Origin of the sequence: Sphingopyxis sp. KK2 (genome assembly GCF_001990265.1) — a bacterium.
GTDB lineage: Bacteria > Pseudomonadota > Alphaproteobacteria > Sphingomonadales > Sphingomonadaceae > Sphingopyxis.
In genome coordinates, this window is sequence record NZ_LYVN01000007.1 from 16,706 (window position 1) to 31,821 (window position 15,116).

General features: G+C 64.5%; 15 protein-coding genes. 12 read left to right on the top strand and 3 right to left on the bottom strand.

Going from position 1 to position 15,116, the window contains the following annotated elements:
- Window positions 1-104: 104 nt before the first annotated feature.
- From B1A78_RS02130 to B1A78_RS02155, 8 genes are all read left to right on the top strand, one after another.
- On the top strand, window positions 105-1,415 hold the full coding sequence (locus B1A78_RS02130) for a lipopolysaccharide biosynthesis protein (protein ID WP_144037638.1): 1,311 nt from the start codon (window positions 105-107) through the stop codon (window positions 1,413-1,415).
- Window positions 1,416-1,497: 82 nt separating this feature from the next.
- Window positions 1,498-1,725, top strand: coding sequence for a hypothetical protein (locus B1A78_RS22170; protein WP_144037639.1), 228 nt, complete (start codon window positions 1,498-1,500; stop codon window positions 1,723-1,725).
- Window positions 1,726-1,728: 3 nt separating this feature from the next.
- Window positions 1,729-2,856, top strand: coding sequence for a hypothetical protein (locus B1A78_RS02135; RefSeq protein ID WP_077145365.1), 1,128 nt, complete (start codon window positions 1,729-1,731; stop codon window positions 2,854-2,856).
- Between the two features lie 4 nt (window positions 2,857-2,860).
- Window positions 2,861-3,022, top strand: a complete 162-nt coding sequence (locus tag B1A78_RS22500) for a hypothetical protein (protein WP_179101953.1) — start codon at window positions 2,861-2,863, stop codon at window positions 3,020-3,022.
- A gap of 10 nt (window positions 3,023-3,032) precedes the next feature.
- Window positions 3,033-3,809: a HisA/HisF-related TIM barrel protein gene (locus B1A78_RS02140; RefSeq protein WP_077145366.1), complete on the top strand. Its 777-nt coding sequence runs from the start codon at window positions 3,033-3,035 to the stop codon at window positions 3,807-3,809.
- 10 nt (window positions 3,810-3,819) lie between these two features.
- The gene (locus tag B1A78_RS02145; protein WP_077145367.1) at window positions 3,820-4,977 is read left to right on the top strand and encodes an N-acetyl sugar amidotransferase; all 1,158 of its coding nucleotides are present in this window, start codon (window positions 3,820-3,822) and stop codon (window positions 4,975-4,977) included.
- Window positions 4,978-4,980: 3 nt separating this feature from the next.
- The gene (locus B1A78_RS02150) at window positions 4,981-6,102 is read left to right on the top strand and encodes a hypothetical protein (RefSeq protein ID WP_077145368.1); all 1,122 of its coding nucleotides are present in this window, start codon (window positions 4,981-4,983) and stop codon (window positions 6,100-6,102) included.
- Window position 6,103: 1 nt separating this feature from the next.
- Complete coding sequence (locus tag B1A78_RS02155; RefSeq protein WP_077145369.1) at window positions 6,104-6,970, top strand: FkbM family methyltransferase; 867 nt, start codon at window positions 6,104-6,106, stop codon at window positions 6,968-6,970.
- 6 nt (window positions 6,971-6,976) lie between these two features.
- On the opposite strand, the gene B1A78_RS02160 is transcribed toward B1A78_RS02155, so the two are convergent.
- Genes B1A78_RS02160 through B1A78_RS02170 form a run of 3 tightly spaced genes read right to left on the bottom strand, consistent with a single transcriptional unit; the run spans window position 6,977 to window position 10,540 of the window.
- Window positions 6,977-7,762 carry a class I SAM-dependent methyltransferase gene (locus B1A78_RS02160; RefSeq protein WP_077145370.1) on the bottom strand — a complete coding sequence of 262 codons (786 nt, stop codon included), beginning with the start codon at window positions 7,760-7,762 and terminating at the stop codon, window positions 6,977-6,979.
- A 34-nt stretch (window positions 7,763-7,796) separates the two neighbouring features.
- Window positions 7,797-9,761, bottom strand: a complete 1,965-nt coding sequence (locus B1A78_RS02165; RefSeq protein ID WP_256837423.1) for a nucleoside-diphosphate sugar epimerase/dehydratase — start codon at window positions 9,759-9,761, stop codon at window positions 7,797-7,799.
- Entirely contained in the window at window positions 9,758-10,540 is a 783-nt protein-coding gene (locus B1A78_RS02170) for a metallophosphoesterase (RefSeq protein ID WP_077145371.1), read from the bottom strand. Before B1A78_RS02170 ends, B1A78_RS02165 begins: the two co-directional genes overlap by 4 nt.
- A gap of 221 nt (window positions 10,541-10,761) precedes the next feature.
- On the opposite strand from B1A78_RS02170, the gene wecB reads away from it, so the two are divergent.
- From wecB to hslU, 4 genes are read left to right on the top strand one after another with little or no spacing between them, the layout of a single operon-like run.
- Window positions 10,762-11,877, top strand: a complete 1,116-nt coding sequence (gene wecB / locus B1A78_RS02175) for a non-hydrolyzing UDP-N-acetylglucosamine 2-epimerase (protein WP_077145372.1) — start codon at window positions 10,762-10,764, stop codon at window positions 11,875-11,877.
- The gene (wecC, locus tag B1A78_RS02180) at window positions 11,867-13,162 is read left to right on the top strand and encodes a UDP-N-acetyl-D-mannosamine dehydrogenase (RefSeq protein WP_077145395.1); all 1,296 of its coding nucleotides are present in this window, start codon (window positions 11,867-11,869) and stop codon (window positions 13,160-13,162) included. The genes wecB and wecC overlap by 11 nt, the downstream gene beginning before the upstream one ends.
- Window positions 13,163-13,210: 48 nt before the next feature.
- Window positions 13,211-13,777 (top strand): ATP-dependent protease subunit HslV, encoded by a 567-nt coding sequence (gene hslV, locus B1A78_RS02185; protein WP_077145373.1) that lies wholly within the window; start codon window positions 13,211-13,213, stop codon window positions 13,775-13,777.
- 5 nt (window positions 13,778-13,782) lie between these two features.
- On the top strand, window positions 13,783-15,084 hold the full coding sequence (gene hslU / locus B1A78_RS02190; protein WP_077145374.1) for an ATP-dependent protease ATPase subunit HslU: 1,302 nt from the start codon (window positions 13,783-13,785) through the stop codon (window positions 15,082-15,084).
- Window positions 15,085-15,116 lie beyond the last annotated feature (32 nt).

Here is a 15,116-nt window from a genome sequence, read left to right on the forward strand (position 1 = left end):
GAATTCGATTGGCGGGGTCGGGGCTTTTCTGTAACCGGCGGGATCGGTCCCGTGTCGGCGAAGGAATCTCGCCAAACCCTTCAACGCGCTGCGGAGATGAATTGGTGAAGACCGTCGCCGACAAAATGGTGAAGATCTCGCGCCTGAACTTCGTGCGGAATTTCGCGACGCTGTCCAGCGGACAGGCGATCGCGACGCTGATCCCGATCCTGACCGCGCCGATCCTCGGGCGGCTTTATCTGCCCGCCGACTATGGCGTGCTCGGCACCTATATGGCGTTCGGCGCGGTACTCGCGACGATCGGCAACCTGCAATATTTCAAGGGCGTGATCGTCGACAAGCAGGAGCAGGAGGCGATCGCGACGCTGGCATTGGCGATGCGCATCCCGCTCGTCATATCGGCGTTCGCGCTTGGCATCGTCGCGCTGATCCCCTGGATCGGGCCGGCGAGCTGGTCGAGCGGGGCGCTGTGGCCGTGGTTCTGGTTCTTGCCGCTGACCATATTGATGTCGAGCCAGACCGCGGCGCTGCAGGCCTTTGCCAACCGCCAGAACCGCTACAGCTTCATGAGCCGGCTGCAGATCGTCAGCGTCGTCGTGACGACCGGACTGTCGATCGGGCTGGGCCTGCTCAAATGGGGTGCAGGCGGACTGATGGCCGCCTATTTCGCGGGCCAGTTCGTCGCCTTCGCCTATGTCGTCGCAGGGAACCGCGAGGCGTTCCGACTGGCGCGGCGGGTTCCTGTCGCCGACATGCGCGCGGCGGCGGTGCGACACCGCGATTTCGCGCGCTGGACGACCCCGACCGCGATCATCGAACAGGTGGCGATGGCGTTCCCCATCTATGTGCTCGGCCTGAAGGGTGGGATGCTCGACGTCGTCGGCCATTTCAACCGCGCGCGCAGCCTGCTCGCGCTGCCCGTCCAGATGTTCGCGACCGCGATCGGCCAGGTGTTTTTTCGGCGCGGTGCCGAGGAAATCGCGCGGCTGGATAGCGCGACGCATCTTTTCTACCGGCTCGCGATCGGCCTCACGGCGATTGCAATACCGATGTTCGGACTGCTGTACCTTATCGCGCCGGCGCTGTTCGTATTCGTGCTCGGTCCCAACTGGCACGAGACCGGCGAAGTCGCGCGCATCCTCGCGCCCGTCATCGGCCTGCAGTTCGTCGCTCAGCCGCTGACCAAGATATTGTGGTTGCACGGCTATCAGCGGCTCGATTTCCTGATGTCGACGGGCTTCGCGGGTTTCACCATCGGCGCGGTGCTGCTGGCGACACAGTTTATCGCCGAGCCGCTGAACGTCATCATCGCTTATGCGCTGGCGCAGGGCGCGATGTATGTCGCCTTTCTCGCCACCGCTTTCTGGATTGCCTATCGCCATCGCCATCTTCGCGGCGAACCGGCGGTGCCGTGATAGACAATGCGGCAAGGCTGGCATATGCCCTCGGGGGAGGCTTCCTGACTTTCTCCCGGCAGAGGCACGCGATACCGTTGATATGACCGAATTTTCTGCCAATCCCGCTGCTTGTCTGACAGACAAGGTGGCAACCAGCGCAGCTTTGCGCCCGTCGCGGTTCCTGCCACGCTATGTTGCGCGCCAGTATATGGGCAGGCAGCATATCGTGCGCCGCGCCCACCACGACATCCGCGATCACCGCTATCATGTAGCGGAGTTTGCCGCTTTTGCGCCGCAGGCACCCCACCCTGCGTTGCAGGGAGGCTGAGGCGTGGAGGGCTATTTCTCGCAGCCGCGAACGATCTTGATCATCTCGCCGCAGGCGTGGAACGCGCCCAATGTGTCGAAGCATCATTATGCACGGCTGCTCGGCGAGATGGGGCACCGCGTCTATTTCGTCGAACCGCCCGACCACAGCCGGCGCGACCGCAGCGTCACGATCCTGCCGAGCGATGCCAAGGGGGTTTCGCTCGTCCGCTACCGCCTGCCCTTCCCGTACCGGATCAAGTTCCACGCGCGCGCGCTTTTCATCTGGCTGATGAAAGGCGTCGCACGGCGCGTGTCCAGGGCGGTTGCTGAACCGATCGACCTGGTCTGGGATTTCGACAATGAATATATGTTCCATGATCTCGGCGATTTCTCGCCGGATTTCACCATATTCCACCCCGTAGATGACATCGCGCCGCAATTTTCATCGACCAAGCATGCGCAGATCATCCTCGCCAACAACGGCTTCTACATCTCGTCGCTGCCAGCAAGCGGCGCGCGCACCGCGCTGATCCCGCACGGTACGCAGGCCAGCTTTCTGGAGCTGGCGCGTACGCGGCTCGACGGCCGTGCTCCGGCTTTTCGCGAAACGCCGCAGGTCGTCGGCTATGTCGGCAACCTCGACCGAAAGGATATCGACTGGGACGCGCTTTATGCGGTGATCGGGGCGCATCCCGAGCTCGAGTTCCAGATCATCGGACCCTATCGCGTCGCGACGCCGCCCGATCCACGGATCGAGCGGCTGTCGTCCTTCACCAACGTCACCCTGCTCGGCCGGCTCGAATCGCAGGAAGTGATCGCGCGCTCGGCGGACGTCGATATCTGGTTGGTCGCCTATCGCTATGAAAAGGCGAAGGGATTGATCTATCCGCACAAGATCAACGAATTCCTCGCGACCGGTAAACCGGTGCTCGCGAGCCCGCTGTCCTTCACCTTCCCCGCTGGCGCGGTGACCTGCTCGGCCTATGAGGACAACCGAGACATGCCTGAGTTGCTGAGCGCGATCGTCGCCGATTATGCGGCGGTCGGCGCCCCGCTTGCGGCCACGCGTGCGCAATTTGCAGCCGAGAACAGCTACGCCGGCCATATCGCCACCATCTCGCGTCTGATCGCCGACGTGAAAGCAGGATAGTCGGATGTATCTTCCCAACCTTTTGGACATCGGCGCGATGAAATGCGGGACCAGCAGCCTGCCCAACGATCTGGCGCGCCACGCCGACATCTTCATGGCGGAGGAAATGGATGTGACCCGTCTTCGCGCAACGACCGGCATGAATTTTGCCGGCTGGCAGGTCTGACCGACGCGCGATGCGCCGCATTCGCGTCATCCCCGTGCTGACCATCGACCGCGACGCGCGGTTGGTGAAGACCGTCGGCTTCGGCAAGCGGACCTATATCGGCGATCCGATCAACGCGGTGCGCATCTTCAACACCAAGATGGTCGACGAAATATTGCTGCTCGACATCGATGCCAGTGCCGACGGGCGCAGGCCGAATTTCGATGCGATCGGCGACATTGTCGAGGAGGCGTTCCTGCCGATGGGCTATGGCGGCGGCATCCGCAGCGTCGAGGATGCGGCGCGGCTGTTCGCACTCGGGCTGGAAAAGGTCGTGCTGTCGACCGAGGCTTTTGCCAACCCCGCATTGGTGTCGGCGATCGCCGACCGTTTCGGGACGCAGGCGGTGGCGGTGTCGCTGCCCTATGCGCGGCGGCTGATCGGCGGCGAGCAGGTGTTTACGTGCAGCGGCAAGACCAGGACCGGACAATCGCCCGTCGCGGCGGCAAAAGCGATGGCGGCGGCGGGCGCGGGCGAAATCCTGCTCTACAGTATCGATCGCGACGGCAAATGGTCGGGCTTCGATCTGCCGACGGTGACTGCCGTCGCCGCCGCGGTCGACGTGCCGGTGGTCGCATGCGGCGGCGCCGCCGACATCGGCGATTTCCTGACGGCGATCCGCCAAGCCGGCGCCTCGGCGGTCGCGGCATCGAGCCTGTTCGTCTATCGCGCGCCAAAACAGGGCGTGCTCATCTCCTACCCCGACGAGGCCGATCTGCGCGACCGGCTGTTCGCGCAGATCGATTGAACGCGGTGCGATGATCCAGGCCACCTCGCCCCTGCCCTCGCCATCGGTGCAGACCTGCACCCGTACCGTCATGGACGGCAGCGACCCCGACGTCCGCTTCGACGCCGACGGCGTCTGCAACTATTGGCACGATTACCAGGCCTTTGCCGCCACCTTGCCCGACGCGGCGGCGCGACAGGCGAAGCTCGACGCAATTCTCGCCGCGGTACGCGCCGACGGCAAGGGCAAGCCCTATGACTGCGTGATCGGGCTGTCGGGCGGGGTTGACAGCAGCTATGTCACATTGCTCGCGAAGCAATGGGAATTGCGACCGCTGATCGTCCATTTCGACAATGGCTGGAACAACGAACTCGCGGTCCGCAATATCGAGAATATCTGCAAGAAGCTCGGATTCGAACTCAACACCTTCGTCATGGACTGGGATGAATTCCGTGATCTGCAGCGCGCCTATTTCAAGGCGTCGGTGGTCGACATCGAGGTGCCGACCGATCATATGATCTCGGGCGCGCTCTATCGCTTCGCGGCAAAGCACAAGCTCAAATATATCCTGTCGGGCCATAATCACGCGACCGAATGGCTGATGCCGCCATCGTGGAACTATGCGAAGTTCGATCTCGTCAACCTGAAGAACATCCATCGGCAATTCGGCGAGAAACCGCTCAAGAAGCTGCCCGCGCTCGGCGTGTGGCAGCGCGCCTGGTACCAACTGGTGCGCGGCATCCACAGCGAGGCGGTGCTCGATCTCGTCGATTTCGACAAGGCTAAGGCCAAGGAATTGCTGATCCGCGAACTCGATTGGGTCGACTATGGCGGCAAACATTATGAATCGCTCTTCACGCGCTTCTATCAGGGCTACATCCTCCCCCGGAAATTCGGCGTCGACAAGCGCAAGGCGCATCTGTCGAACCTGATCCTGTCGGGGCAGGCGACACGCGACGAAGCGTTGCGCGAATTGCAGCAACCGACCTATGACGAAGCGATGCAGGAACGCGACAAGGCCTATGTTCGCAAGAAGCTGGGCTTCAGCGAGGGGGAATTCGAGGATTTGCTGACGCTGCCCAACCAGCGGCACGAAATTTACGGTACCGACCAGAAGCAACGCGATCGCTATTTTCGCATCATCGGCACGATCGGCAAGGCGATGCGCGTCATGGGATTGAAGCGTTAAGCGATGGCAGGTCCCGTCGATCTTCTGGCGCCGCCGCTTCGGATCCTGCTCATCTCGCCGCAACCGTGGACGGGGTTGCAGGTGTCGAAGCATCATTATGCGCGCGAACTTGCCGCGCTCGGTCATCAGGTCTTCTTCGTCAATCCGCCTGGCAGCGCCGACGCCATTCGCCTGGTGCCGAGCGACGTTGCGGGCGTCACGCTGGTCGATCACCCGCGAATGCCGATGGCGCGCGCCAAATATCGCGCGCAATGGCTGTTCATCGTCGCCGCGCGGCTTCGCGCGAAGGCGATCGCGCGCGCCGTCGGACCGATCGACCTGCTTTGGGATTTCGACAATGCGCGCCAGTTCGCCGACCACCGGGCCTTTGCGGCGCCGCTGTCGATTCTGCACGTCGTCGACATGCTCGATCCCGGCGACACCATGCATCGCCATGCCGACCTGATCCTGGGTGTCGACGAGTTGCTGATCGCCGAGATCGCGCCGTCGGACGCGCCGCGGCATGTCGTCGGGCACGGGCTGTCGCCGCTGTTCGCCTGCGCGGCGCGTCGCCGCCTCGCCGCACCGCGGGTTCGCGACACCGACCAACCCGTCACCGTCGGTTTCATCGGCAATCTCGCGCAGCCGGCGATGGACCGCGAACGTTTTGCCAGCCTTGTCGCGGCGCATCCCGACTGCATCTTCCGCTTCATCGGCCCGGTGCAGGGCGGCACTGCGGAGAACCACGCCTGGGCCGATACGCTGGCACGGCAGCCCAATGTCGAACTGGCGGGGCTGCTCACCGGTGACGCGCTGATCGCCGCGACCGAGGACGTCGACGTCTGGCTGCTGCTCTATGACTATGCGCGCGACCGCAATCGCGGGGTCAATTCGCATAAATTGCTCGAATATTTCGCGCTCGGCGGCGAGGTCGTGAGCAGCCCGATCGCGGCGCAGGCCGATGCCCCGGGCATCTTCATGGCGCCGCGCGACGCCCCCGACGAAATCGGCGCCAAGCTCGATGCGGCGATCGACGCGGTTCGCGGGTCGCGCGACACGGGTTGGCGCGCGCGTGTCGAACTGGCGCTCGCCAACAGTTATCGCGCCCATGTCGAGCGCATCGCAGCCTTTTTGAAGGACGGATGAAATGAGCATGGAGATCAGCCCTGACAGCCGCCTCGCCAACCGTATCCTGCGACGCCTCGGGCAATTCTCCCGCTTCAATCGCCAAATCGATGCCATGGTCGGGGGCGTGCCAGTCGCAGTGCCGGTGAGCGCGGGGCTCATGGCCGAACTTACCGAGCCCTGGATGCACGCGCTGCTGCGGCGATTGCTGGCGAACGCAACCGGCACCTTCATCGACGTCGGGGTGAACCTCGGCCAGACGCTGATCAAAGTGAAGGCGATCGAGCCCGCTCGCCGCTATATCGGCTTCGAGCCGAATCCGGCGTGCGTCCATTATGTCGAGGAACTGGTCGCCGCCAATGGCTGGACCGATGTGCGTGTCGTGCCCGCCGGCCTTGGTCCGCGAAGCGGCATCGTGACGCTCGAACTCTATCACGGTCGCAGCGGTGATTCGGCGGCGTCGATCGTCGAGGGCTTCCGCCCCGACAAGGTCGTCACCTTTCGCAAGACCGTCGCCATCCTCGGCGTTGCCGACCTGCCCGACGACCTGCTCGCGGCGCCCGTAGGGCTGGTCAAGATCGACGTCGAGGGCGCCGAGGCCGATGTCATCGATGCGCTGACGCCGGTCATCGCACGCGACCGCCCGCAGATCTCGATGGAAATCCTGCCCTGTTACGACGGCAGGCACGCCGAGCGCATCGCGCGGCAGGCACGGATCGAGGCGCGCTTCGCCGACCTCGATTATCGCCTGCTGCGCGTGCTGCACGAAGGGCGCGACGGCGACTACGAACTGGTGCCGATCGATGCGATCGGCATCCATGGCGACCTGTCGCTATGCGAATATGTCGCTTGCCCCGCCGAGCGCGTCGGCGAGTTCCTCGCGGCCTGAGCGCGCTCAGAGCTTTTTGGGATAAAAGCCCAGCTTGCGCTTGATCCGTCGTTCGAGCAGTTCGCGCCGCCCAAGGTTGAAGAGCGTGATCGGCCGGTCGAACATCGTGCGTTCGGACATCTGCGCCGAGGCAAGGCGCGGGTTGGTCGCCAGCATCTTGCGATAGCGCTCGGCCGCTTCGGGGCGCGCGACGAACAATTTATACTGCGTGATCAGAAAGGGTTGCAGTCGATCCTTCATATCGGTGAGCAGATGGATCGCCGCGACCGAGACGTCGGGCCAGCCGATCCCGAAAAAGTCATGGACGATCATCACCCCGTCGTCGGCGAGCACTGCCTCTGCAAGCCGCATGTCGTGGACGACATTCTTATAGGCATGGCCGCCATCGACGCTGAACAGCCGCACCGCGCCGATCCGCGTGCGCAGCGCTTCGGGGGTGAGCGTCAGCGTATCGACAGTCCACACCTCGCCTTCATCAAGGTCGATGCCGAGCCTAGCCCGATTGTCGAAAAACGCCCGGTCGCGGCCCGCGTGGATGCCGGTGTTGAGTCCGTCGTCCTTGAACAGGTCGATCGCCAGAGCGCGCTCGCCCGCTTGGCGGAGCAGCGCGAGGATGAAATAGAGCTTGCCGTGATGGACGCCGATTTCGGCGAGGTTTCCTTTTATGCCCTGTTCGACCTGCCAGCGACCGATGGCGTCGATCGCCGCCCATTCGACATGGCCAAAATAGCCTGCAACGGCCTCGATCTGCCGGTCGATATAGCGGTCGAGCGCTGCGAAATTGGCGGCCAAAGGGCGTACTCCGTCGAAAAAGGCCAGCGCGGCGTCAGCCGGCCAGCGGGGCCTGAAGGCTGGCGGTCGCCTGATTCACCTCTTCGGGTGGACGGAATTCGGGGACGAGATCGTGCAAGATTTCAAGGCATTCCCCGGCCCGGCCGTCGTCCATCGCGGCGCGCAACGCGTCGAGCTTCGCCGACAGCTCGTTCCATTCGAGCATCGCTTCGCGTGCCTGCATGATACGACTATGGCCCGTCGGCTTGGGATCGTCGCCGATCAGCAGCTCTTCATAGAGCTTTTCGCCCTGGCGCAGCCCGACTTCGCTGATTTCGATATCGCCGTCGGGATGGTCCTCGTCGCGCACCGTCAGCCCCGACAGGTTGATCATCGTGCGCGCGAGTTCGATGATCCGCACCGGTTTGCCCATGTCGAGCACGAACACTTCGCCGCCCTTGGCCATCGCGCCCGCCTGGATGACGAGTTGCGCGGCCTCGGGGATGGTCATGAAGAAGCGCGTGACGTCGCGGTGGGTGACGGTTACCGGACCGCCCTGCTTGATCTGTTCGCGGAACAGCGGCACGACCGACCCGCTCGATCCCAGGACATTGCCGAAGCGGACCATCGCGAAGCAGGTCTGGCTGCCGCGGCCCGCGAGTCCCTGGAGCACCAGCTCGCAGACGCGCTTCGACGCGCCCATGACATTGGTCGGGCGCACCGCCTTGTCGGTGCTGATGAGTACGAAATTGGCCACCCCGATGCGGTCGGCCTCGCTTGCCATGAACAGCGTGCCGCAGACATTGTTGCCGATGCCGGCGATGGGATTCGCCTCGACCAGCGGCACATGCTTGTACGCCGCCGCGTGGAAGATCGTGTCGGGGCGCCAGCGCGCGAGCAGGCGGCGGACCGTCGGCTGGTCGGTGACGTTGCCCAGTTCTTCGATCAGTTCGGGATGCTGCCCGTCGGGAAGTCCCGCGATCACCGCCTGCAGCTCCTGCCCGATCGCGTAGAGGCCATATTCCGACGATTCGACGAGGATCAGCTTGTCGGGACGCATGGTCACGATCTGGCGGCACAGCTCGCTGCCGATCGAGCCGCCGGCACCGCTGACCATCACCGTCTTGCCGACGATCGTGCGGCCGAGCAGCAACTGGTTCGGCGGCACGGGGTCGCGGCCGAGCAAATCCTCGATCTGGACGTCGCGCAGATCGCTGACCGACACCTGTTCGTCGATGATCTGCCGCATATTGGGCAACATCCGCACGCGGATCGGCCAGTCCTCGAGCGATTTCATCACCCGGCGCCGCTTCGAGCGCGTGACGTGCGGCAGCGCGAGCAGCACGTCGGTCACACCATAGGTGTCGACCAGATAGGGCAATTTCGGGCGCGAATAGATCGGAACGCCGTCGATGATCTCGCCCTCGACCTTGCGGTCGTCGTCGATGAAGCCGACGAGGCGCATCGCCGGGTCGCCGCGCAGCGCCATCGCGAGCTGCTGGCCCGCCTCGCCCGCGCCATAGATCAGCGCGATCGATTGCTGCCGGATGTCGCGGCGCTTGAGCAGGTCGACGACTGCGTAGCGCGCGACGATGCGCGTCATCGCGAGGAAAAGCAGGAAGATGATCGGCTGGATCACCGCCACGGTGCGCGGCACGCCGTGCATGCCGACGATGCCGAAGATCACGAGCATCGGGATCGCGTAAAGCATCACCGAATAAGCGAGCCCGACCATCGTGCGTCCGCCCGAGAAGCGGAGGATCGAGCTATAAGTCCCACGCATCAGGAAGATCGGCAGCCAGCTCGATAGCGCGATGACCGAGGCGAGGCCGACCGAGGCGTCGAAGATTTCCCAGCGGCCGAGGCGCAGAGAAAAGGCGACGAGCACCGCCGCGACGCACAGCAGCGCGTCGGCGACGATCAGGATCGCGCGCTTCTCGCTGCGGCCGAGCGCGACGAGCGTCGCCAGCACCGCGAGGATGCGTTCTTCGACCAGCCCCCAAATCCGCCCCAGGATCACGCCCCGATACCCTCCCCCGTCTTGAGGAAGCGTTGCGCGCGGCCCTCCAGCACGAGCGCGGACAGCATGCCGCTCCGATAGGCGCCGGTGTCGATCCCGATACGGTTGACGCGGCAATCGACGTCGGGGGTGATGGTGTGGCCGTGAACGACCATCACGCCATGGTCCCGCGGGTCGTCGAGGAACTGCTCGCGTATCCAGCGCAAATCGTGAACCTGTTGCTGGTCGAGCGGCCGTCCGGGGAAAATCCCGGCATGGACAAAGAGATAGTCGCCGATCTGCACATAGTCTACCATCGAGCGGAACAAACGGACATGCGAAGCCGGTATGCCGGCGTGGATTTTGGCGACCAGAGCCTCTCTATCGCCGAAAATCACCGCTTCTTCAAGTCCATAGCTTTCGAGCGCCTGTTCGCCGCCATAACGGATCCAGCCGGGGAGCTGCGAATGCGCGCCGTCGAGGATTTCGAGCAGCGCCTCTTCGTGATTGCCCATCAAAAGGTGCATTTCGTCGACCCCCGCGGGCCTGGTCAACAAGCGTTCGACCACCTGTGCCGATTGCGGGCCGCGATCGATCAGGTCGCCCAGCATCACCAGGTGGACCGTTTCCGCCGGATCGCGGGCGCTTTCATCGGCGATCCGCGCGAGCAGCGCGTCGAGCAGGTCGAGCCGGCCATGGACGTCGCCGATCGCATAGACGCGCGTGCCGGGCGGCACCTGCGGCCAATCCTCGGCTACGGGTTCGGGGGCCGCCTTGCGGCTGAAGAGTTTTTTAAACATGGTCTTACCGAATGAAACTGACGCCCTACCCCAATCGTCGGTCTTCGCCGCAGCGCGACATCAACGCTCAACTGCCGATCAAGATGCATCGATCCACGCATTTACCGGCGATCGCCGCAATGACAAGGATCACAGCCGGATCATTTCGCCACGAAGTTAAGCGGATAACAACCAAAATCGCGTAGAAGCACAGCGATGAACCGACGAGACAAGAGCCCGCGATGAAAGTGATGACGGTGTTCGGGACGCGTCCCGAAGCGATCAAGATGTTCCCCGTCGTGCAAGCGCTGCGGCGCCAGCCGGGGCTCGACGTGCGCGTGTGCGTCACCGCGCAGCATCGCGAGATGCTCGACCAGGTGCTCGAAATCGCGCGGATCGTGCCCGACATCGACCTTGACGTCATGCAGGCGAACCAGACGCTCGACGGGCTGCTCGCGCGGCTGGTGGTCGGGCTTGGCGAGACGTTCGACGCCGAGAAGCCCGACCGCATCCTCGTCCATGGCGACACGCTGACGACGATGGCGGCGACGCTGTCGGCCTATTTCCGCAAGATCCCGGTCGGCCATGTCGAGGCGGGTCTGCGCAGCGGCAACATCTATCACCCATGGCCCGAAGAGGTGAACCGCAAGGTCACCGGCGCGGTCGCCGACCTGAATTTCGCGCCGACCGAGACCGCCGCCGCCGCGCTGCGTGCCGAAAATGTCGACGCAGCGAATATCCACATCACCGGCAACACGGTGATCGACGCGCTGCTCGCGACCAAGGCGCGCATCGACGAGGAACCCGCGCTTGCCGCGGGCCTCGCGCCGCTGCTCGATCGCTTCGCCGGAAAACGCATCGTCGCGGTCACCTCGCACCGGCGCGAGAATTTCGGCGACGGGATGAAGGCGATCGCCGATGCCATCGCCGCGATCGCCGCGCGTCCCGATGTCGCGGTCGTTTTTCCGGTCCATCCCAATCCGCATGTTCGCGCCGCGATGGAGCCGATCCTTGGCGGCTTGGCCAATGTCGCGCTGATCGATCCGCTCGATTATCCGCATTTCGTCCACCTGCTCGCCTCGAGCGAACTGGTGCTCACCGACAGCGGCGGGGTGCAGGAAGAGGCACCCTCGCTGGGCAAACCAGTGCTCGTGATGCGCGAGACGACCGAGCGTCCCGAAGGCATCGAAGCCGGCACGGCGCGACTGGTAGGTACGAACAAGGACCGTATCGTTTCCGAAATTTTCAGCCTTTTGGACGATGAAGAGGCTTATGCCGCCATGGCGCGCGCCCATAACCCCTTCGGCGACGGCACGGCTGGCGAACAAATTGCGGAGATTGTCGCGCGTGCCCGTTGATATCGAACAGAAAGTCACCGTCGTCGGCCTCGGCTACATCGGCCTGCCGACCGCCGCGCTGATCGCCCGCTCGGGCTGCAAGGTCACCGGCATCGACGTCAGCGCGCATGTCGTCGAGACCGTCAACAACGGCAAGGTGCATATCGAGGAAGTCGATCTCGACGGCCTCGTCCAGGGCGTCGTGTCGCGCGGCGCGCTCGTCGCCTCGACGACGATGGTCGCCGCCGACACCTTCGTCATCGCGGTGCCGACCCCGCACGACGACGAGCATCGCCCCGATATCAGCTACGTCCTCGATGCCGCGCGCGGCATCGCGAAGGTGCTGCAGCCGGGCAACCTCGTCATCCTTGAATCGACATCGCCCGTCGGCACCACCGAAAAAGTCGCCGAACTGCTCGCTGCCGAGCGCCCCGATCTCAGGATTCCGGGCCGCTGCACGGGCACCCCCGACATCTTCATCGCTTATTGCCCCGAGCGCGTGCTGCCGGGCCGCATCCTCGTCGAACTGGTCGACAACGACCGCTGTATCGGCGGCATCACCCCGCGCTGCGCGCGCCGCGCGATGACCTTCTATCGCCAGTTCGTGCGCGGCGCCTGTGTCACCACCACCGCGCGCGCCGCCGAAATGGTCAAGCTGGTCGAGAACAGCTATCGCGACGTCAACATCGCCTTTGCCAACGAATTGTCGATGATCGCCGACAAGATGGGGGTCGACGTGTGGGACGTGATCCGCCTCGCGAACCTCCACCCGCGCGTCAACATCTTGCAGCCGGGACCCGGCGTCGGCGGCCATTGCATCGCGGTCGATCCCTGGTTCCTCGTCCACGGCGCGCCCGACGAAAGCCGCCTGATCCGCACCGCGCGCGAGGTCAATCTTTCCAAGACGGCGCACGTCATCGCCGCGACTGCCGCGCTCGTCGCGAGCCATCCGCAGGCGAAGGTCGGCGTGCTCGGCCTCGCCTTCAAACCCAATATCGACGATTTCCGCGAAAGCCCGGCGGTCGAGGTCGCGGCGGCGCTGGCGCGCCAGTTCGGCAAGCGCATCCGCATCGTCGAACCCTTCGCGCGCGGCCTGCCGATGGAATTCGCGGGCAGCGGCGCCGAACTGGTCGAACTCGACGATGCGCTCGCCGATTGCGAGGTGATGATCGTGCTCGTCGATCACGACGTGTTCAAATCGGTTCCGCTCGAGGAACGCAGCGGCAAGATCGTCTACGACACGCGCGGCTTGTGGCCCGATCAGGGCTGGCCGGCGGCGGCGAACGCGCCGCGGGCGGTGGCTTAAACCGCCCTCCCCTTGCAGCGGCATGGGCCATGGCCCATATCGCGCCGCATGACCGAACCCCATGCGCACAGTGCCTCGCCCTGGCACGGAACCACCATCCTCTCCGCCCGCAGCCCCGACAAGGTCGTCATCATCGGTGACGGACAGGTGTCGATGGGCCAGACGGTGATGAAGCCCAACGCCCGCAAGGTGCGCCGCCTGCACGACGGCAGCGTCATCGGCGGCTTCGCGGGCGCTACCGCCGATGCCTTCACCCTGTTCGAACGCCTCGAAGCCAAGCTCGAGCGCCACAATGGTCAGTTGCTGCGCGCCGCAGTCGAGCTCGCCAAGGACTGGCGCACCGACAAATATCTGCGCAACCTCGAGGCGATGATGATCGTCGCCGACAAGGAAGTGACGCTCGTCATCACCGGCAACGGCGACGTGCTCGAACCCAAGGGCGGCATCGCCGCAATCGGCTCGGGCGGCAATTTCGCCTTGTCGGCGGCGCGCGCGCTCGTCGATTACGAGAAAGACCCCGAGGTGCTGGTGAAGAAGGCGATGGAGGTCGCCGCCGACATCTGCGTCTACACGAACGACCAGTTCACCCAAGAAACCATCGAAATCCAGGCCTGAGACCCATGAACGAAGCCCTTACCCCCAAGGCGATCGTCGCCGCGCTCGACACGCACATCATCGGGCAGGACGCCGCCAAGCGCGCGGTCGCCGTCGCGCTGCGCAATCGCTGGCGCCGCCAGCAGCTCGGCGCCGACCTGCGCGACGAGGTCAGCCCCAAGAATATCCTGATGATCGGCCCCACCGGCTGCGGCAAGACCGAGATTTCGCGCCGCCTCGCCAAGCTCGCCGACGCGCCCTTCATCAAGGTCGAGGCAACCAAGTTCACCGAAGTCGGCTATGTCGGCCGCGACGTCGAGCAGATCGCCCGCGACCTCGTCGAGGAAGCCGTGCGGCTCGAAAAGGAACGCCGCCGCGAATCCGTGCGCGCCGCCGCCGAAGAGGCCGCGATGGAGCGGCTGCTCGATGCGTTGACCGGCAAGGGCGCCAGCGAAGCGACGCGCCAGAGCTTTCGCCAGCGCATCCGCGAGGGCCATCTCGACGACAATGAGGTCGAGGTCGAGGTCGCCGACGCACCGTCGATGCCGTTCGACTTGCCCGGCCAGCCCGGCCAGATGAGCATGATCAACCTGTCCGACATGCTCGGCAAGGCGATGGGCGGCCCGCCGAAGAAGAAGCGCAAGATGAAGGTCATCGACGCCGCGACGCGGCTGATCGAGGAAGAGCAGGACAAGCGGCTCGACCAGGACGATGTCGCGCGCATCGCGCTCGCCGATGCCGAGGCCAATGGCATCGTCTTCCTTGACGAGATCGACAAGATCGCGGTCAGCGACGTGCGCGGCGGTTCGGTGAGCCGCGAGGGCGTCCAGCGCGACCTACTGCCGCTGATCGAGGGCACGACCGTCGCGACCAAATATGGTCCGATGAAGACCGACCATATCCTCTTCATCGCCTCGGGCGCGTTCCACGTCGCGAAGCCGAGCGACCTGCTTCCCGAACTGCAGGGCCGCCTGCCGATCCGCGTCGAACTCGGCGCGCTGACCGAGGGCGATTTCGTCCGTATCCTCAGCGAGACCAAGGCCGGCCTGCCCGAACAATATGCCGCGCTGCTCGGCACCGAAGGTGTGACGCTGAACTTCAAACCCGACGCGATCGCCCGCGTCGCGAAGCTCGCGGCCGAGGTCAACGAGAAGGTCGAGAATATCGGCGCGCGGCGGCTGCAGACGATCATGGAGCGGCTGGTCGAAGAGGTCAGCTTCACGGCCGAGGACCGTGGCGGCACGACGCTCGACATCGACGCCGCCTATGTCGACGGGCAACTGTCGGACATCGTCGGCGACACCGATCTCAGCAAATATGTTCTCTGACGGCCGCCGGCACGAACGGACGTAATTCCCGT